General features: G+C 51.0%; 13 protein-coding genes. 4 read left to right on the forward strand and 9 right to left on the reverse strand.

Annotated features, from left to right (window positions below; translation table 11 throughout):
* Positions 1–37: 37 nt before the first annotated feature.
* Complete coding sequence (locus Pla110_RS18570; protein WP_197440284.1) at positions 38–1162, reverse strand: LptF/LptG family permease; 1125 nt, start codon at positions 1160–1162, stop codon at positions 38–40.
* An 863-nt stretch (positions 1163–2025) separates the two neighbouring features.
* Here Pla110_RS18570 and Pla110_RS18575 point away from each other — a divergent pair.
* Positions 2026–2475 (forward strand): TraR/DksA family transcriptional regulator, encoded by a 450-nt coding sequence (locus Pla110_RS18575; protein ID WP_144997985.1) that lies wholly within the window; start codon positions 2026–2028, stop codon positions 2473–2475.
* Between the two features lie 476 nt (positions 2476–2951).
* Positions 2952–4085: a S1C family serine protease gene (locus tag Pla110_RS18580; protein WP_144997987.1), complete on the forward strand. Its 1134-nt coding sequence runs from the start codon at positions 2952–2954 to the stop codon at positions 4083–4085.
* 52 nt (positions 4086–4137) lie between these two features.
* Here the strand turns inward: Pla110_RS18580 and lpxB are convergent, their stop codons facing one another.
* The 7 genes from lpxB to Pla110_RS18615 form a co-directional block, all read right to left on the reverse strand.
* Positions 4138–5307, reverse strand: coding sequence for a lipid-A-disaccharide synthase (lpxB, locus tag Pla110_RS18585; RefSeq protein ID WP_144997989.1), 1170 nt, complete (start codon positions 5305–5307; stop codon positions 4138–4140).
* A 142-nt stretch (positions 5308–5449) separates the two neighbouring features.
* Positions 5450–7237: an aspartate kinase gene (locus Pla110_RS18590; RefSeq protein ID WP_144997991.1), complete on the reverse strand. Its 1788-nt coding sequence runs from the start codon at positions 7235–7237 to the stop codon at positions 5450–5452.
* Between the two features lie 292 nt (positions 7238–7529).
* Complete coding sequence (locus tag Pla110_RS18595) at positions 7530–8300, reverse strand: gamma-glutamyl-gamma-aminobutyrate hydrolase family protein (RefSeq protein WP_144997993.1); 771 nt, start codon at positions 8298–8300, stop codon at positions 7530–7532.
* A 42-nt stretch (positions 8301–8342) separates the two neighbouring features.
* Positions 8343–8606: a hypothetical protein gene (locus tag Pla110_RS18600; RefSeq protein ID WP_144997995.1), complete on the reverse strand. Its 264-nt coding sequence runs from the start codon at positions 8604–8606 to the stop codon at positions 8343–8345.
* Between the two features lie 288 nt (positions 8607–8894).
* Positions 8895–10184 carry an MFS transporter gene (locus Pla110_RS18605; RefSeq protein ID WP_144997997.1) on the reverse strand — a complete coding sequence of 430 codons (1290 nt, stop codon included), beginning with the start codon at positions 10182–10184 and terminating at the stop codon, positions 8895–8897.
* Positions 10185–10399: 215 nt separating this feature from the next.
* Positions 10400–11575 carry a hypothetical protein gene (locus Pla110_RS18610; protein ID WP_144997999.1) on the reverse strand — a complete coding sequence of 392 codons (1176 nt, stop codon included), beginning with the start codon at positions 11573–11575 and terminating at the stop codon, positions 10400–10402.
* A 48-nt stretch (positions 11576–11623) separates the two neighbouring features.
* Positions 11624–12184: a hypothetical protein gene (locus tag Pla110_RS18615; protein WP_144998002.1), complete on the reverse strand. Its 561-nt coding sequence runs from the start codon at positions 12182–12184 to the stop codon at positions 11624–11626.
* Positions 12185–12620: 436 nt separating this feature from the next.
* Between Pla110_RS18615 and Pla110_RS18620 the strand changes: the two genes are divergently transcribed.
* On the forward strand, positions 12621–14111 hold the full coding sequence (locus Pla110_RS18620; RefSeq protein WP_144998004.1) for an MFS transporter: 1491 nt from the start codon (positions 12621–12623) through the stop codon (positions 14109–14111).
* A 149-nt stretch (positions 14112–14260) separates the two neighbouring features.
* On the opposite strand, the gene Pla110_RS18625 is transcribed toward Pla110_RS18620, so the two are convergent.
* Positions 14261–15304, reverse strand: coding sequence for a DUF294 nucleotidyltransferase-like domain-containing protein (locus Pla110_RS18625; protein ID WP_144998006.1), 1044 nt, complete (start codon positions 15302–15304; stop codon positions 14261–14263).
* Positions 15305–15801: 497 nt separating this feature from the next.
* On the opposite strand from Pla110_RS18625, the gene gyrA reads away from it, so the two are divergent.
* On the forward strand, positions 15802–18651 hold the full coding sequence (gene gyrA, locus Pla110_RS18630; protein ID WP_231742578.1) for a DNA gyrase subunit A: 2850 nt from the start codon (positions 15802–15804) through the stop codon (positions 18649–18651).
* The last annotated feature ends 21 nt before the right edge of the window (positions 18652–18672 follow it).

Raw genomic sequence — 18672 nt, forward strand, 5'->3', positions numbered from 1 at the left:
AGATGCAGAATAGGTGCACAATAGCTGCAGAGTCGAATCACGACTGAATATAAGCACTGACCCAGGCCGCGCAACTGCCCGTCATCACCACCGGTGTCCAGGCCGCAATATCGGGCTCAATCAGGTTCGCACGCCCCATAAAGAAGGAGGCCTGTGTCAGGGCGAACAAGACACCCAGCACCGTCGCACAGAGCGCCAGGTTGCCAATGAGGCCGCGGCTCTCTTTCCTCAAGACCAGCGGAATTGCCACCAGTATCGCCAGAATATTAAGAATGGGTGCCGTCAGCCGGGAATGGAGACTCATCTCCTGCATTCGGAGCGCGAGTGGATTACCCGCGGGTGCCTTGACCCGTTTCATCAAGTCACGAGTCGTGGCGAACTGCGTGCTTTGATTCCGGTTGTATAACTCCATGAAGTCGAGGCTCGTCAGAATAAAAAGCCCGTTGCCATCGGCGGATCGGCTTACGATCGTACGACCTTTTTCGGTCAACTCATCAAGTACCCTGTCGACTGTCGGTTCGACATTATACAAGGTCCAACCACTCGGCTGGGACTCTGTTTCAAACTGGTAATGTGCTTTGGGCGCGGACATCGTAATGAGGGTCTTCGCGAGATCATTGGCTTTCAATGTGAAAATCACATCCTCAATCGTGCTGTCGTTTACGATCAAGCGACTACCGGAAATATGCACCCCGGTCGCCGGATCATTGACCGGATCGAGCTGTTTCTGCACCTTTTTAGTGCTGTTGCGAGGCGCCAACAGATGGTGAGAGATATTGGGAATGATCACTTCCTGATTCACGATCAACAGCACATTCACAAATGCCATCCCCAACAACGCGGGTACAACTATTCGGTAAACAGGAACCCCAGCGGCTAGCAGCGGAGCGATTTCGCTGTGTTTCTGCAGCAGCGCAAAGACGATCATGGAAGAGACGACTCCCAGAATTGCTCCGATCATGCTGAAGATAGAAGCGGATTGGAAACTATAATGTTTCACCATCCGCGTAATCGTCTCAACAGTGCTTACGGAATCTTCCTGAAATTCATCCATATTCGTAAAGCCATCGAACACTACGAACAGTCCGTAGATGCAGACGAAGAGAATTAGAAATGTATGTACGTACTTACCGAGTACGTATCGATCAAAGAGCGTCGTCACAGATCCCTCTATGTGGCTCAGTGGTTGAAAAGATGGACAATCCATCTTTTTTTGAAGCGAAACAAGGCTTTAGACATCCATGGTTTTATTAAGACCTGTCTTCCCGTTGGGTGAATTACATGCGATCTGGCAAATCAGGTCAAGATCGTGCAGACCGAAATAGCCTCGCTCAGACCAGTCTTCCGGGGAAAAACGCCCATCGGCTCAAGATTGTCCTTTCGAACATAAAAAGGAGACAGAGCTTCAAATGTGAGAATGCGTTGTCAAAAAAGAGAAACAACCGGAGCGATTTCGACTGAAAAGTCACTATAGTGGAGTCAAATCACTTCTCAAACAACTCTCCATTACTGTAAACATAAAACCAGAGCACAAATTAACACACCCTAAATGAAAACCAAAATCTAAGAATCAAAAACAACATAAATGGCTACTGTGTAAGATCTTGTAACTTAACAATCCAGTTATTTTTACAGCAATATGGGATGCATTGCCCCGGTTTAGAGTGGATGAAATTCACATTAAATTCTGTTTATGCATTTCTGAGAGTAGGCAATGCCTCCCTTTTCGGGCATTATGTTGTCCAGAAGTGACGAGGGCTCACTTCCCTAACAGGGTTTTCAACGTAAGTGCATGTCGAGTAACAGGATATCGATATAACCCTCCTGAGGCTATTCACGAATGGAGTCACGTAGCGTTCTTTCAGGGCCTGTTGATTGAAAAGAAATTAGCCATCACAGTCCCCCAGAATGTTATATTCCTTCCAATTGTCTTTCATACGCTGATATCGAATTTCCAGTGCTGATCGCGCCGATCCGGATACTCTTTGGAATTCCCATCAACCTGATGAACATCTGAGGTGATAAATGTCTCGCAAAGAAGCTCTGCAGAAGCTTTACGACCGCTTACTGGTAGAACGAAACGACTTACGTCGCAAACTCGCCGCCGAAGCGGGTCTCAACGACCTCCCTTCCAGCCGAGGTGATTTCGCCGACGTTGCGAACGCGGACGTCGAAAACGAACTCTCACAACAGCTGAAAGCAATGGGAAGCCGAGAGCTGGCTCAAATCGAGAAAGCCCTGCATTCCATGCGTGAAGGGAATTACGGCAACTGCGAAGGCTGCAATAAAGCGATTCCCATCACGCGCCTAAAAGCGGTTCCAGACGCAGCTACTTGTATCGAATGCCAAACTAAACAAGAAGAATTAGGGTATACGGCAGAGCAGGCGGAAGCCGATTGGGAATCTGCCTTTCGAAACGAAAGCAGCATGAGCGATCGAGAGTTTTCGATGAACGACATCGAAATAGACCGCTAAATCAAGATGATTGGAACAAGGACCCCGTTTCAGGGTACGTTCTATCTAGATCCAGAGACTCAGTAAAATCCAAAATGGAGAGTGGTTTCCCCCACTCTCCATTTTTTATTGGATCATCTTCCGCGAACGTCCTATTCTGCGCGAAATTGCCGTCGTTCCACGCCGGGCTGACAGGCATAACCTGATTCTGCTCGTTAAAAAGCGGAAACCAGACAAGATTCTCTTCGTCAGGATCGAGACGCGCACCCTATAATAGAATGACGCTGAAGTTCCCTTAACAACTGTCAACAACGGTACTTCGTGTCACCTGACTCTTACTTCTGAGTCTTACTTCAATTCTGAAGTTTCTCTCAAAGAGGCTTCAGCCCGACTCTCATGATCGGGCACTATTATTAACTTCACTCACCGTTTCTCCTGATCGACATCCTGTTTCCGCTCTGGTTTGCGATTCTGATTTGGATTGAGGACTGCTTCGCATGCGACATCTCTCCTTAATAATGCTGTGCTCCCTCTGCCTGAGTGCCGGGTATTGGGGTGGCCTGTTTCATCACAATTCCTCCCTGACATATTGGGGAGGCAAGCCTTCCTACGCTGCCCAGGAGGCCAAAGCTGAGGAAGTCACCAACGCATTGATTCAAAGCAGTGACTGGGTAGCACGGATTGCAGACCAAGTGATGCCGTCGGTCGTTCACATTGAGTCGACCTGGAAATCGTCCAGTTCTGGAAAAGTCATTGCCTCGGAAACTGGCTCCGGTGTGATCGTCACGTTTGGAAAAGAAGGCACCAAGTACGTCGTCACCAATCGGCACGTCATTCGAAATGCTCAGCCCAAAGATATCGTGGTCCAACTCCAGGACGGACGCCAAGTCCACCCGGCCCAGAAGTGGGACGATGAAAAAACAGACGTGGCCGTCATGCGGTTACCTGTTACGGACGTCATTCCCGCCGAATGGGCAGAGAGTAAAGATGTCAAAATTGGAAACTTCGTTCTGGCGATGGGCAGCCCTTTTGGCTTAAGCCAGTCGGTAACCCTGGGAATCATCAGTGCCAAGAGCCGACGCGAGTTGGCCTTGGGAACGAAAAGTGAATCGTTGATTAACCAGGATTTCCTGCAAACAGACGCAGCCATTAATCCGGGCAACAGCGGGGGGCCACTGATCGATCTCCGCGGACGCATTGTCGGAATTAATACGGCAATCGCTTCGAGTACTGGCGGAAGTGAAGGAGTTGGTTTCAGCATTCCCAGCAACATGGTCAAGCACATCGTCGAGCAATTGTTGGAACATGGTCGCGTTGACCGAGCCTATCTAGGCGTGACGCTCGACGATCAATTCACCCTGGAGGAGGCCCGAACCCTGGGTCTGGGCAATACAAAAGGGGCGCGTATTGAAGCGATTGAAGCTCAGACGCCGGCTGCTCGTGCCAACCTGCTCAAGAACGACGTGGTCCTCAGTGTGAATGGCATCGACATCGAAGATGAACGTCACCTGATCAACATCATCAGCATGATGGTCGTCGGTTCAAAAGCGAACCTGGTGATTCAACGAGAAGGCCAACGGGAGACCATCGTCGTGCTACTGGGTGATCGTGCCGAACTTGAATCGCGTTAAACAACATGATGGTTGAAACACCAATCACGACTGGAACCTGAACAAGAAAGCCCTACGCTGCCTGCGCAGTGGCTTTTTTCTTATGGTCAATTTCTTCAACCAGAAAGCTGGCAACTCGTTTGCTGGCGCCGGTTGAGAAGACTGTTTCACGGAGCGCATCAAGCTCGGCCGCTTTGGCTTTCAACTCTTCGGGATCGTTCAGGTATCCGTGCAGCAAATCATAGATTTTCTTTACGGTAGGTTCCCGTCTACCAGTACAGGGAAACTCGCTCATGATTTCCTTGTCGGCCATAATATTGGGCAGGCAGATATAGTTGCAGCGAATCAGAATCTCACCCAGTTTATAGGTGAGTCGGTTCACATAGTAGACGACCACTGCCGGTGTTCTCCGAGCCATCACTTCCAAGCTGATCGATCCGGAAACCATCAGGCAACAGTCTCCCAACTCGATCACTTCGGGAGCTTTGCCCTGCAGGAATGTCAGCGGCAGATCGTATCCCGATTCCGCCAGCATCGCCTCGCAGCGTTCCTGCTGTTTTTTCTTGTAGGCACCGATTAGAAAATGGACTTTGGGAATCGTCCCTTTCAACTGCTGCATGACGTCCAGCATGATTGGCCAGTTGTTCTGGATTTCAGCTCCCCTTGAACCGGGCAACACGGCGACCAGAGGGCCTTCATGATTCCCCCATTTCTCCATCGTTTCTGGATCGAGCTGCGTTTCTTCGACTTCATCGAAGAAAGGATGACCCACATAAGTCGCTTTGACACCCCGTTCCCGATACCAGTCGTATTCAAACGGCAACGCACAGAGAACGTGGTCGACGTACTTGCGAACCCGGCGAATACGGTACGCTGCCCACGCCCACAACTGGGGTGGCAAGTAATAATAAACAGGAATCCCCTGCTTCTTCGCCTTGCGGGCGATCCACCAGTTGAACCCGGGAAAGTCGACCAGCACCACCGCATCGGGCCGTTCGGACTTAAAAATCTCTTCGGCGTGTTTGACCTGTTTATAGAACTTCCAGATCATCGGCAGGACTTTAAAGAAGCCCATGACGGCCATGGTCGTCAGCATGAAATCGATCCGGCAACCCGCTTCTTCCATGTGAGGCCCACCGAATCCACGCACATCCACGTCGGGACGTTGCTTCCGCAGTTCGTGAATTAGATGCGCCGCGTGCTGGTCGCCGCTGGGCTCGCCTACCGAAAAGAAAATCTGCATAAGTGACACTCGATCCGTCGAGATAAACTAAAAATGGACTTGTCTTCTGACCAAACAGTACCCGGATACATTCCCGATAGTCAATATGCATCCACCTCGGGAATGATTTTAACTCTCTCGCGGAATTCAAAAACTTGACAGATTATAGATTAAATGTATCCGACAGAACGTCGTGAGCCACGCGCGAGTCTTTTTCGGAGATCACCGCGCTCATACGGATTTCACTTGTGTTGATCATCTGAATGTTGACGTTGGCCTCGGCCAGGGCAGCAAACAATTTCTGCCCCACTCCGGTATGACTGCGAAGCCCGATCCCCAGAACGGAGATTTTCGCAATCTGGGCATCATGACTGATCTCGGTTTCTGGCCATTGCTGGAGCAGGTTTTCCATCAATTTCAGACAGCTATCGATATCATCACGCGGAACGGTAAAGGAGAGCGAAGCATGTTCATCTCGACTGATGTTCTGCACGATCATATCGACGTTAATGCCCCCTTCCGCAGCGGTTTCAAAGACATGCGCGGCAACCCCGGGATTATCAGGGAGATTCCTGATTGTCACGCGGGCCTGTTCGCAATCGAGCTCTACCTCGGAAACAACAATGTCTTCCATGGAAGGTAACCGGGAGATGACTTCCTGTTCGGACCGATCCCGGGCAACGAGTACAGTCTCTTCTTCCTGTTCCGTCTCTTCCCCAATGGGTAGAGGTTTGGTGACGGCCTGGTCGAGAAAGAAACCTGAGTGAACCGCATTGATGGCTTTATCCGCATCTTCACGATCGACCAGGGTAGAAATTTTGATATCGCTCGTCGTGATCAGACTAATGGAGATGTTCTGATCCGCCAGGGCTTTGAACATCTGCGCGGCCACGCCAGAATGCATGACCATGCCTCGACCGACGGCGGAGACTTTGGACAGGTTTGTACCGTGACGAACTTTTCCAGAGCCCAGTTCTTTGACAGCCGCATCGGCAGCGGTCAGTGTATCAGCCAGTTCGTTCTGAGGGACCGTGAATGAAACTTCCGCCAAGCCATCTTCCCCGACGTTCTGCACGACCATGTCGATCGCGATTTTCTTCTCGGCCATCTTGGAGAAGATAAGATGCATCACTCCCGGACGGTCTGGTATTTTTAACAATGTCACACGAACTTCATCGCGAACCAGCGCGACTCCGGTGACGACGGAATCTGGTTCTTCGTGGGTCGCGTGAATCAGCGTCCCTTCTCCATCAGAGAAGGAAGGTCGCACGCGTAACGGAATACGATATTTTTTTGCAAACTCGATTGAACGGGAATGCATCACACCCGCACCCAGGCTCGCCAGTTCCAGCATTTCCTCATAAGTGATCGAATCCACTTTACGAGCCGAGGGAACCAGACGCGGATCGGTCGTGAAGACCCCTTCCACGTCGGTATAAATCTGGCATTCATCCGCCTGAAGTACAGCTGCCAATGCCGTTGCGGTAGAGTCAGACCCGCCGCGTCCTAACGTGGTGATGTTGTAGTTCTCGTCTCGGCCCTGGAAACCAGCAGCGACAATAATCCTGCCTGCATCGAGTGCTTTATGCATCCGCATAGTGGAAATTTTCTGGATACGTGCTTTACTGAAAGCTGAATCGGTTATGATTCCGATTTGCGTACCGGTCATACTTTCAGCAGCCACACCCAGTTCGGCAATTGCCATCGACATCAGCGCAATCGTTTCTTGCTCTCCCGTGGAGAGTAGAACGTCCATTTCACGCGGAGATGGGTTGTTCGTGATTTCAGTCGCCAGAGCGACCAGTTCGTCCGTTTTCTTGCCTCGGGCCGAAACGACCATGACGACCTGATGACCTTTTTTGAAAGTCTCGACAGCGCGAGCGGCAGCTGATTTTATTTTTGATGCATCGGCGACACTGGTGCCACCAAACTTCTGTACAATGATTCCCACAGTTGGTTCCGAACGTTTGTATTTACTTAAATCGCATCTATAGAGAAGCTCCCCCTCTCAGAAGAGAGACTTCCATGCGGACAAAACGCTGTCCGAATGCGTATGCTGCTCACATTATTTACTGTGCTGGAGCGGCGCCAAGGTCGCCGCGCATTAAAAACCGGATCATCCACGCATCTGACGCGTAAATGACCCGGTTTTACACTCTTTATACCGTTTTGCTTCGTTTTCGGAAGCTTTCCGAAGGCTCATTCTACTGTACAGAATTCAGTACAGTCCTCTTGTCAGCAGCTTAAGCAGCCTGACGGAAAGGAATGGTGGCCGTTTCTTCGACTTCTTCTTTGACCAGGCAGGCCTGGAACAGGTTTTCGAAGACCTGCATATCGAGGGCGGAAGAGGTTTCGTTTTCGGGATGCCATTGGACACCGACGCAGAACCAGTCGGGATCCACCGATTCAATCGCTTCGACAACTCCATCAGGGCAAATGGCGGAGATCATAAACAGGTCGGCGGGTTGAGCAACGGCCATGTGGTGATGGCTGTTGATGCGAATTTCGCCCGGTCCGTAGATTTCGAACATGCGGGTTTCTGGCACAATGTCAATCACATGACGCAAGTTCTTTTCGACACCATCGCGATGGTACATGGCTCCGGAAACGCTCTCGGTGACATGCTGGTGCAGTGTTCCGCCACAGACAACGTTTAAGGTCTGCATACCTGAGCCAATTGCCAGAATGGGAATTCGCATTTCGACAGCCAGTTTAGCCAGTCGGCGGTCGAAGTCTTCGCGGCGTTTGGGCATCACGCGAGTGGCTGGATGGGGATCCATTCCGAGACGAATAGGATCGAGGTCGAGGTTGCAACCGGCGAGTACGATTCCGTCCAGGCCGGAGAGTATTTGTTTGAGGTCTGCTTCATCCTGTACGGGAGGGATAAGGTGGGGAATAGCGCCCGTGGCAGTAATGCAATCGTAGTAGCCCGTGTTGAACCAGCTCAGTGCAGCGGCGTTATTACGGGGGTCACGATAATCGCCATTAATACCAATAACAGGTTTACGAGACATAATAGAATCCTTTCAGGTGTACCTACACATCATGTGTCGGCGTTAACGGGAGAGAAGAGTGGCCCCTGGACTGGCAGTGCGAACCGGTACCTCGGCGATATTCCATATCAGACCAAAACCGGGGACAGAAAAGGGGATTGTTTTCCCAACTGGAAAAACGGGGGCGAGCCATAAAGCGTTGGAGTCAGTTCGGTATCCAATACGGAACTGCAGCATTCGACCGTAGGGAAGCGCTCGGCGAGACGTGAACCAGACCCGGGCGAACGAAATCGAATTTTTCCAAAGGCTCAAAGAATCAGAAAACATAAGCATCCCTGCTTTTTTCTTACGAGACCAAGCTTTATCCAGTAGGTGTCGAAAAACATCATACGGACAAAACAGGTCGTCGCTGGTGAAACGATTGAGGCCTTAAGTATCAATCAGCTGCGATTCCTTCGAGCTCACTGACAGACATCTCAATCAACGTAGAGGAAAATAGAAGGTCCCATTTCAATTGTCCAGCAAATTGTCGATTTTGTGGAATTGGCACCTAACAGATACTATATCATGTGTAAATCCACCTTTGTACATCACTTTTTCTAGTGCAACCTGGATCTACTTTTCGATCGATTCCGTAGCAGGATTGCCCGGCATACCCGGTAAAAAGCAGGCAAAAACAGCCGAAAGCAGCACGGGAATGACAAAAACGGTGCAAGCATAGCTAACCCTATCCTGATCCTGAAAATAGGATGTGATGGGTGCCTGAATCAAACTACCAACACCCCAGGCCATCCCCATGGTGAGTGCCGAGGCGAACCCGGCACCCTTTGGAAATAGATATTGGCCATAAGAAACCATCGCCGAAGCCGTCCCCCAGAGGATCACACCTACGGGGACAAGTAATGCGATGAATACAATCACGGAGCACTCAGGCTGACCCATGTACCACAGCATAGGTGCAGAAAGAAGCGGACAGAAAATCATGAACCGTTTCTCCCACCCGTTGCGAAAGAAAAAGGCCATTAACATCATTCCCAAACTGGCGGACGCCAGAAAGAGGGACTGCACCTGAGCGATTTCGGATGTCGAAAACTTTTGTGATTCAAGGTGAAACGAGATCACTTTGTCGAGCGCCTGATTAGGCACCAGTCGTAGCGAACAAATCATCAACATCGCTGCCATCAATCCGACGGTTTTCCAAACGATTGTTCGTGAGACTGTGGGCGTTTCTGATGACGATTCTTCAGCAACGGCGAGCAACTCTTTTTCTTCATCCATTTCCTGTTTGAGATAACGGGAGACCGACATTAATTGACCGAATTTCATCAGTGAGAAAATCCCAATCGCAAAACCGGGAATCAACCAGACAAGACTTTTGAGACCGTAATTCTCGACAACAATACCACTGAGCAGCGGCCCCAGGCATAGGCCGAGCGTTCCTCCCAGCATGAAGACCGACAACGATCTTGTTTTATGACTGGGAAACAATCGTCCCGCCGTCACTGCAGATTCCGGGTGAAACGCACCCACGCCCGTCCCGCCGACAATCAACAGAAAGCAGAGTACTCCGAAATGCGTCGGAAACCCGACGAGCGACAGGAACAGAATCGCAACGAGTGGACCTGTCCACAAGAAAATGGGGGTCGAAATTCGATCTCGAAGTACGCCGAACACGGCTTGGCTGAGTGAAGTTGGTAATGCCTGCACAATAAATGCGAAAGTCAGCCCGGTCGTCCCGAATTGAAATTGCTGGTTAAGACTAGGCCACAAAGGAGCAATCAACAGCGCGGACGCATCAACCAGGGTGTGCAGCAAAGTCAGGCTGATCAATGCACGAAGACGCCACCCGTTGGAAAGCGACTCTGCCAGGGCGGGTTGATGTTCGGGGAGCGTGGTTTTCGTCATGGTGCTATCTGATGGTGCTAGCTGATCAGGAAACAATGGTGGGCCGGTATATCATCCCCGAAACGGACCGTAGACTCAATGCACGGAAAACTCAATAAATGGAGGAGTTCACCGTGGATTCATCACGTTGATCGGGAAAGCAGAAGGGACACCCAAACGCGACTATGGGTTCAGCATGGGTTCATGCGTGAGTTTCTCATGAATTTAGAGCGAGTTCAGTTAGACTGAATGTCCAAAATCGCCTGCACCTGCCGACGCAACGTCGTCTCGTCTGTGGCAATCAATAATCCCGTCTGATGCCCGACGATTTCTCCCGCATGACAGAGGGGCGAGGTACGAATTAGTCGTACAGTCGGTTCGATCAACTGCAGGCGAATGCCCCACCATTGTTCTAACTCTGCTTTGGTCTCACATCGCTGAGCGAAATGCAACCAACACCCCACTTCGCCCGGTTGCAAATAACGACGCCACCCCGCCGCGACTCGTCCCATGGTATAGCGTCCGTTGATGTCCTGGAACAATCGCGTTTGCAATTCGCCATGTTGATTCCGGTATCGCATCACATCGAATCCAACTGGTCCGAAATAACCGTCCTGTTGAATCGTTATCGCAATCTCGGCCAAACTATCGACCTCCCTCTGCCACTCAGTCAGCAATGAACCCTGATCGAGTAACCAACTTCCGGCATAACGTCCTGTGCGATCCACCAGCATCGGTAGCAGATCCACCAACTCTGGATCACCTGATGTGGTGATCTCAAACTGAACGCCGATTTCCTGTTCAATCTTCAGTCGTCGTTCCAACACGAGCGGCGTTTCTGAACTAAGGCGTTTGCGAATCCAGCCTGCGTTGGCAGTCGTAAGTTGAATTCCTCGCCCCGCGATTCGGTCCCGTCCGGACATACTGAGATTGGTTTTAATTAACCACTCTTCGTCTGGATCTATTTCTCTCAAGGCTGCTTCGAGATCTGATTGACTTGTGAGCAGCCAACTGACCCGCTCTTCCTGCTCTGTTTCGGATTCAAACTCCACCGCCCACTGCCGACTGTTCACCTTGCGAATGATGTCGAGAGCCGGCAAGTCGTCAAGCAAACCGAACGTTGTTGCGAACTCTCTTGCCTCTTTCGACCAACCCCAAGGAGTCAGTTGCTCGACCTCGATCTCGATATCATCGGAAATGAAGCGGGGGCAGTGAAGCCCGGCCTGCTGTAGATATTTCGTGAACTCCGTGTCGACCGGATGCTGTAATAGGACTTGATCTTGCCCGTCGGCGAGTGCCAGCCAGCAGAAGGCGAGTTCGTCACTCAGACGCTGAATTCGAGGCGTGGGACGATAGCGTTCGTTGAGCTGGTATTCGAAGTCGAAGTTGCTGAAGAAGAGTTGCGAAGGCACACCATAATTCCAGTCTGATTCGCTGCCGTTCGCTCAGCGAAGTTTGCTTCAGCTGGCGAGTTTCATTTCACGTAACTCTTCGATGACCATATCCGGCAGACTGACGATGTAGTCGTTTTTCCCGTACAACGCATTTTCCAACTGACAGAGGCGATGCGATTTCCAGGCTTTGTAACCAAATAGCCGCACCGCCGACCATTCGACCCACGACATCGGGACTGCTTCGCCGACGGCAATTTGCGAGATTACATAAAACCAATCAGCAACACGCCGACTCGGTTTCCCCCGATAGTAATCGAGATCATGACGAACGGAAACGATATCTCGTTTGAATCCTGATTTTCGTTGAATGACAGGCAGACGATTGACGGGAGATGATTTGCCGTCGCATTTTTTGTAGAACCCAAGATCGTAAGGTTCAATCAGTCGATCAAACAGTAAACCCGTCACGCCTCGCGAACGAAGAAAAATCCGGATCGCGGTCCGGTTATCGATTTTTGAATTTGGATCGTGGATTTCATGTTCGCCCATTTCCGGAAATTGGTTCGCCAGTTCATCCAGTTCCGCATCATCGGGTGGGCAATATTCCAGAAAAGAAGGAAAATGCATCGTTCCGTTTCCTTGCAGCGCATCCAATCGTATAACTTCATTTGAACCGATATCAATTTTACCTGATCGTCAAACTCGGCCTGATTTCTTGAGCGAAAAAAACAAATCGGTCACGTTGCCAGTAAACTTTCTCTGAACTGCCTCCCCATCGGTTTTCAGCAGAGACACTTCCTGACGATGGAATTCCCCGGAAAAAGCGTCTGTTCATGGAAAATAAGAACTGTTACGGGTAGGATGCAAAGCTGCATTTCACAGCAAATTCATCATTCGAGAGGTCCCACCGAAGAGAACATCGTATTGCTTCGACGATTTTGTCCTACGAAATGACGCTACACTGCTTGCGTCATGTGCTTCGGACGACATCCGTCGGGCCCCTTCCACTCTCAATCAAATCCACTCCAACATACGCTGCTAGAGCTTTCGGGAGAGCTTCCATATGTCTGAAACAAATAGATTCCCTCTATTCCTCGCCAGTTTCCTTACGCTGATCGCTGCCGGTATCGGCTTTGCCATTCGCGGGGCAATTCTGGGGGATTGGTCCGCTCAGTTTGGCTTTACCAAAGGGGAACTGGGTGGCATCACTGGTGGCGGACTGGTTGGATTCGGGGTCATCATTCTCTTCTTCAGCCTGTTCGCTGACAAAGTCGGCTACAAGCCTCTTATGGTGCTCGCATTCTTAATGCACGTTGCCTCTGCTCTACTAACATTAGCTGCGACTCCCATTTATGAATCAATGGGTAAAGACGCCTGCTACAACTGTCTGTACTGGGGAATGTTCCTGTTTGCGATTGCGAATGGTCTCTGCGAAACCGTCATTAATCCTCTGACAGCAAACCTGTATCCAAAACAGAAAACACACTACCTCAACATTCTTCACGCGGGATGGCCCGGTGGCCTGATTGTCGGAGGAGTGATCGCTTTCTTCGTCTGTGGATCCAACGCGATGATAACTCATCTGCGATGGGAAATCCCGATGATGCTCTTCCTGATCCCGACTGTCGTTTATGGCTTCATTGTATTGAAAGAAAAGTTTCCTGAATCAGAAGCCAAAGCAGCTGGAGTTTCTTACGGTAGTATGTTTACCATTTTTGCTTCTCCCATCTTCCTCCTTCTGCTCCTATTGCACGCGATGGTGGGATATGTCGAGTTGGGAACGGATAGCTGGATTACCAACATCATGGAGAACGTGATTCCGGGTAACGCCATTTTGCTGTTCATCTACACTTCCGGGCTGATGTTCGTTCTGCGATTTTTCGCTGGACCGATTGTTGAAAAAGTAAATCCAGTCGGACTTCTCTTGGGAAGTGCCATCCTGGGTTGCCTCGGCCTCGTGTTCCTGTCGATGGCCGATATGGCGATCACCATTCTGGCAGCAGCGACTGTTTACGGTCTGGGAAAAACCTTCCTCTGGCCTACGATGCTGGGTGTTGTCGGTGAGCGATTCCCTCAAGGGGGAGCAATCTCCATGGGAGCATTGGGCGGTATCGGCATGCTGTCGGCAGGTCTGCTCGGGGGGCCTGGTATTGGCTACGAACAGGACTACTTCGCCTCAAAACAGCTTGAGGCAGAATCTCCTGAAACTTACGAAGAATATAAGTCAGACGAAGCCAAAGGTTTCCTCTTCTTCCCAAAAATCGCTGGCCTCGATGGCGAAAAAGTGGCTGAGCTGAAAGAACTCCGCAAAGCTGATAAGAAAGATGAAGAGACCAAATTGACTCCAGAACAGGACATGGTCCTGTCTGCCAACATGTTTGGTGGGCGGCAAGCCCTCCTGTACACCGCGATCGTTCCCTTCATGATGGCTATCGGCTACCTGATTCTTGTGATCTACTTCCGAGCCAAAGGGGGCTATAAGCAGGAAGTCCTCCACGGTAAAGAACCGGACGGCGAGCACTACACGGGTGGTGTTGAAGGGCCTGTGAAATAGTCTGCCGAGAATAAACTAGCCGGATGACAACTTCTGGCTTGCCTTTTGGGGCAAACGAACAAAACCCCGCTGGAGACAGCGGGGTTTCTTTATGTGCTCTCCTGATGCGCTGTGAGAATCGTTTATCAGTCACGGTTATTCATCTGAAATCAGTAGGTCAGTGATTCCAGAAAGAGATCATTCCAGTCATGCTGACGATCGATCAGGAACCGGTTCATCTCCCGCGACATCTGTCGGGATCGATGAAAACCTTCCTGCCAGGCATCGTTGTCGTCCAGTTCGATTCCGCCTTCAAGCCGATGGATAAAATCAGGATTACCCATCTGCCCTAAAAACCAGTCATAATGGCGGGCGATCACATGGAACATCGCCTCGTGTCGTCGGGCATAGACTGCAGCAATCCGCTCAAGAGGGGTCCATAAAAGCGCTTTGCGCAACCACTCCCCTCGACCGACTGGCTGGATGCCCATCTCGCCCAGAATCAGAAGCAATCCAAAGTGATTTACAAATCGGCTGTTGCGAAATTTGAGATTGAGCAACCGCCACTGGAGAGGATCATCCCGATGCTGGAACTGATACCGAATCGCCAACGCTCTCTGATACCTTTGTAAATCGTTGAGAAGATAATTCGTCTGGGCGGGGTCGTTGCCAGCCTCCTCGATCTGGTACCAGTCGAGAATGTCGGACTGCAACTGCACAAATTCACTACGGCCGAACAGGGGCTGACTGTCGAGCAGCAACTGAATCCGTTTCCCAAACAACGCTGGATCCCCTTGGATCTGACCGATGAGTTCGCGATTGCAAAGCTCGATTCGAGTCGTCGGTTCGGAAAATATCCCATTGGATTTCGGAACCGGAAATCCAAGTTGTCTTAGAACATCCCAAACCTGTTGCATGATTCGCGCACCTGTTTCCCGGTCCTCCAGAAATTCATCCCGCAGGACGACAATGAGGTCAACGTCCGATCCCGCATGGGCTTCCATCCGTCCGACAGAACCAGAAACGGCAATTGTCGACACCACGTCATGCGGCAATAAAGTCGCCAGCGCCGTTTCAACTCGCTCACTGACCTGCCGCGAATGTTGCCAAGCCTGGAGAAGTTCCGGATAGGCGCGCAGGGAGTGCGTCGAATCGAAAATCCAGTTTCGCCGGGCGGCAAACTCTTCCGCGAAACTGCCTGCTGCTTTCAACATGCTTTCTCTCCCCCCTCGTCCAGAGGCCTATGCCTCATTTCATCAAGTCATTGATCAACGATTTTCCGTGAGTTTACCCGATTCAGAGAGGGTTGCAGAGTCCGGTTTAAGCATGCTTTTCAGGACCATGTCACACTCGTATTTTTCGGGTTCTGCCTCGTTCTGACGAAGTAGTTTGCAAAAGTCAGACCCACTGCAGCGTGATTAGACATAACCTACTTGTATATATGGATTTAAACCCGACAGTAACATCCCGATACTTACTTCAATCATAGGGGCTGACGATTGAGAATAACCCTGTATTCACTTAAAATTAGAAAGTGTTTGAATTCTTGATTTCAAGCCCGTTTCTGAAGGGAGATTTCTCCCCCAAACGGGATTCTTTTGTATAGAAAACGGCCCCGTAGTACAGGGCCGGCCAAGGTCCGGATCTACGAGCAGTCACCCCTCATTATTATGAGGCCAGCGGACTGACCGGACGCTAAAGGAGCCTATTCTTGTCGAACGGAAACCCCTCGAACGAAACACCGGATCCTTACGCTGACGGACGAATTATCAAGCACGACATCCAAGTTGAGATGCGTGAGAGTTATCTGACATATGCCATGTCAGTAATCGTCAGTCGTGCTTTGCCCGATGTTCGAGACGGCTTGAAACCGTCCCAGCGCCGTATTCTTGTCGCCATGAACGACGGAAACCTGGGCCCGACATCAAAACGAGTCAAATGCGCCAAGATTTCGGGCGACACGAGCGGTAACTATCACCCCCATGGTGATGGCTCCGTGTATCCAACGCTTGTCCGTATGGCTCAGAACTGGGTGATGCGGAATGTACTTGTAGACAAACAAGGCAACTTTGGTTCGCTCGCCGGTCTTCCCCCCGCGGCCATGCGTTATACGGAAGCGCGCCTTTCTCACGCTGCTTCGGAAATGCTGAAAGACCTCGACCGGGAAACGGTCGACTATATCCCCAACTACGACCAGACCCGCAACGAACCCGTTGTACTTCCCTCTCGATTTCCGAACCTGATCGTCAATGGTTCCAATGGTATCGCCGTGGGTATGGCGACGAGTATCCCTCCACACAACTTTGGCGAAGTTTGTCGAGCGGTCATCGCATTGATTGAGAACCCGTATATCACTGTCGACGAACTCATCGAACACCTCCCCGGTCCGGACTTCCCTACGGGGGGTATTATCTGCGGGCACGCCGGCATTCGACAGGGTTATAAAACAGGCCGTTCAACGGTAACCCTCCGTGCCAGAACGCATTTCGAAACGGAAAAGAAAAGCGATGTCATCGTCGTCACCGAGATTCCTTATATGGAAACGCGTGACCGCATCCGGGAAAAACTGGAACAGCTCGTTCGGGATAATAAGGTTGAAGGTATCTCTCGAATTGTTGACTTGACAGACCGCAATGTGCCTGACTGGCAGGTGCATTTGCAGATAATCCTGAAACGAGACGCCGACAAAGAAATCGTTCTCAACCAGTTGTATAAGTACTCCACTCTCCAGACCACGATCAGCGTCATCCTGCTGGCACTGGTTGCCAATCGTCCCAAGACGTTGACGATTCTGGAGATGCTTCAGGAATTCCTGCGGCACCGCGTGGAAGTCATTCGCCGCCGGACCGAGTACCTGTTACGAGAAGCACGCAACCGTAAACATACGGTTGAAGGCTTGTTGATCGCGCAACTTAATATCGATGAAGTCATTCAGACAATTCGTGATTCCTCCAGCCGGTCGCAGGCCAAAGACCGACTCCAGGAAATCAAAGTCCCTGCCGAAATGATACAACGGGCCCTTGGTGCAGATGGATTCAAACTGTTCCTTCATGAGAAAGGGGAATCGCCCGAGTACACCCTGTCCCAGAAGCAGGCAGACGCAATCGTCTCAATGCAACTCGGTTCACTCGCCAACCTGGAACGGGAAAACCTGCAAGGTGAGCACAGCGAACTGATCACCCAGATCAACGAATTCATGACGCTGCTTTCCGACGAAGACAACCTGCGTGCCGTCGTCAGGGAGGACATGGAAGAGCTTTCCAAACGGTTTGCCGATAAACGCCGTACAGAAATCTCCGACGAAGAGCTGAGTAATGTCGACCGGGAAGATCTCATCCCTGAAGAGACGATGGTCGTGACACTTTCACAGCGGGGTTACATCAAACGAACCGCCCTCTCGACCTATCAGGCCCAGGGACGCGGTGGCAAAGGTATCAAAGGGGCTTCTCAGTCGGACGAAGAGGACGCCATTCAGCATCTGTTCGTCAGCAGCACCCACGCCTTCCTGCTCTTCTTTACTGACCGAGGTAAAGTTTACTGGCAAAAAGTTTACGACCTGCCATTGCAGAGTCGTACCGCCAAAGGCCGCGCCGTGGTTAACCTGCTGGCACTCGAAGGAGATGAACAGGTCCAGAGTTGCGTCGCGATTCGAGAATTCGATGAAGACCACTTCTTGATGATGGCTACGCGAAATGGAGTCGTGAAGAAAACTGAGTTGGCAGCCTACTCTCGTCCGATGAAAGGGGGCATCATCGCGATCCGCCTCGACGACGACGATCATCTCATCAATGTGGCCGTTGTCTCCAAGTCGGACGATATTGTCCTCACCACAGCCAACGGTATGGCGATTCGCTTCGACGCGAACGACGCCCGAAGTATGGGTCGTGCTACCCGCGGAGTCCGGGGGATCTCCTTGTCCAAAGACGACTATGTCGTCGGTATGGCCGTCGCCGATGTCGAGACAACATTGCTCTCTACCTGTGTGAATGGCTACGGAAAACGAACACCCTTCGGAACGGCTGACGCGGTCAATGAAAGCGATGTGGATACAGAAGGCAACGGCGAAGGCGAAAGTGACGGTGAGACCGAAACCACTGCCGTCTCCAGCAACAACCGCTATCGTCGCCAACGCCGTGGGGGTAAAGGTCTGCGAGACATTCGCACGACCGAAAGAAACGGCAAAGTGGTGACGTCGCTGGCCGTCGCTCAGGATGACGAAATCTTGATGATCACTCAAAAAGGAAAAATTCAGCGTCTGCGTGCCAATGAAATCAGCCAGGTCGGTCGAAACACACAGGGTGTTCGCATCATGCGAATGGATAAAGGCGACTCGCTTGCCTCCGTCGCCCGTATTCCGGCCGAGTTTGCTGAGGAAGAAGAATTGAACACACTTCCGGAAGGGGAAGGCGAAGTAACCACCGAGACTACTCCAATTTCAGAAGTTCCCGTGGAAGAATCGGCGACTGACGCGGCACCCACCGACGTGAAACCGACTGAACCTGAAACGGATAGCGAGACTGGTACTGACGGAGAAGATACTCCGGAAACACCAGCGGAGTAATTCACCGAGCGGAGTAATTCC

It is taken from the genome of Polystyrenella longa (assembly GCF_007750395.1).
Taxonomy (GTDB): domain Bacteria; phylum Planctomycetota; class Planctomycetia; order Planctomycetales; family Planctomycetaceae; genus Polystyrenella; species Polystyrenella longa.

What these genes read in the sequence shown, in the direction of transcription:
- Pla110_RS18575 (WP_144997985.1), top strand. Translation starts at nt 2,026, where the DNA reads ATGTCTCGCAAAGAAGCTCTGCAGAAGCTTTACGACCGCTTACTGGTA.
- Pla110_RS18580 (WP_144997987.1), top strand. Translation starts at nt 2,952, where the DNA reads ATGCGACATCTCTCCTTAATAATGCTGTGCTCCCTCTGCCTGAGTGCC.
- lpxB (WP_144997989.1), bottom strand. Translation starts at nt 5,307, where the DNA reads ATGCAGATTTTCTTTTCGGTAGGCGAGCCCAGCGGCGACCAGCACGCG.
- Pla110_RS18595 (WP_144997993.1), bottom strand. Translation starts at nt 8,300, where the DNA reads ATGTCTCGTAAACCTGTTATTGGTATTAATGGCGATTATCGTGACCCC.
- Pla110_RS18600 (WP_144997995.1), bottom strand. Translation starts at nt 8,606, where the DNA reads ATGTTTTCTGATTCTTTGAGCCTTTGGAAAAATTCGATTTCGTTCGCC.
- Pla110_RS18605 (WP_144997997.1), bottom strand. Translation starts at nt 10,184, where the DNA reads ATGACGAAAACCACGCTCCCCGAACATCAACCCGCCCTGGCAGAGTCG.
- Pla110_RS18615 (WP_144998002.1), bottom strand. Translation starts at nt 12,184, where the DNA reads ATGCATTTTCCTTCTTTTCTGGAATATTGCCCACCCGATGATGCGGAA.
- Pla110_RS18620 (WP_144998004.1), top strand. Translation starts at nt 12,621, where the DNA reads ATGTCTGAAACAAATAGATTCCCTCTATTCCTCGCCAGTTTCCTTACG.
- Pla110_RS18625 (WP_144998006.1), bottom strand. Translation starts at nt 15,304, where the DNA reads ATGTTGAAAGCAGCAGGCAGTTTCGCGGAAGAGTTTGCCGCCCGGCGA.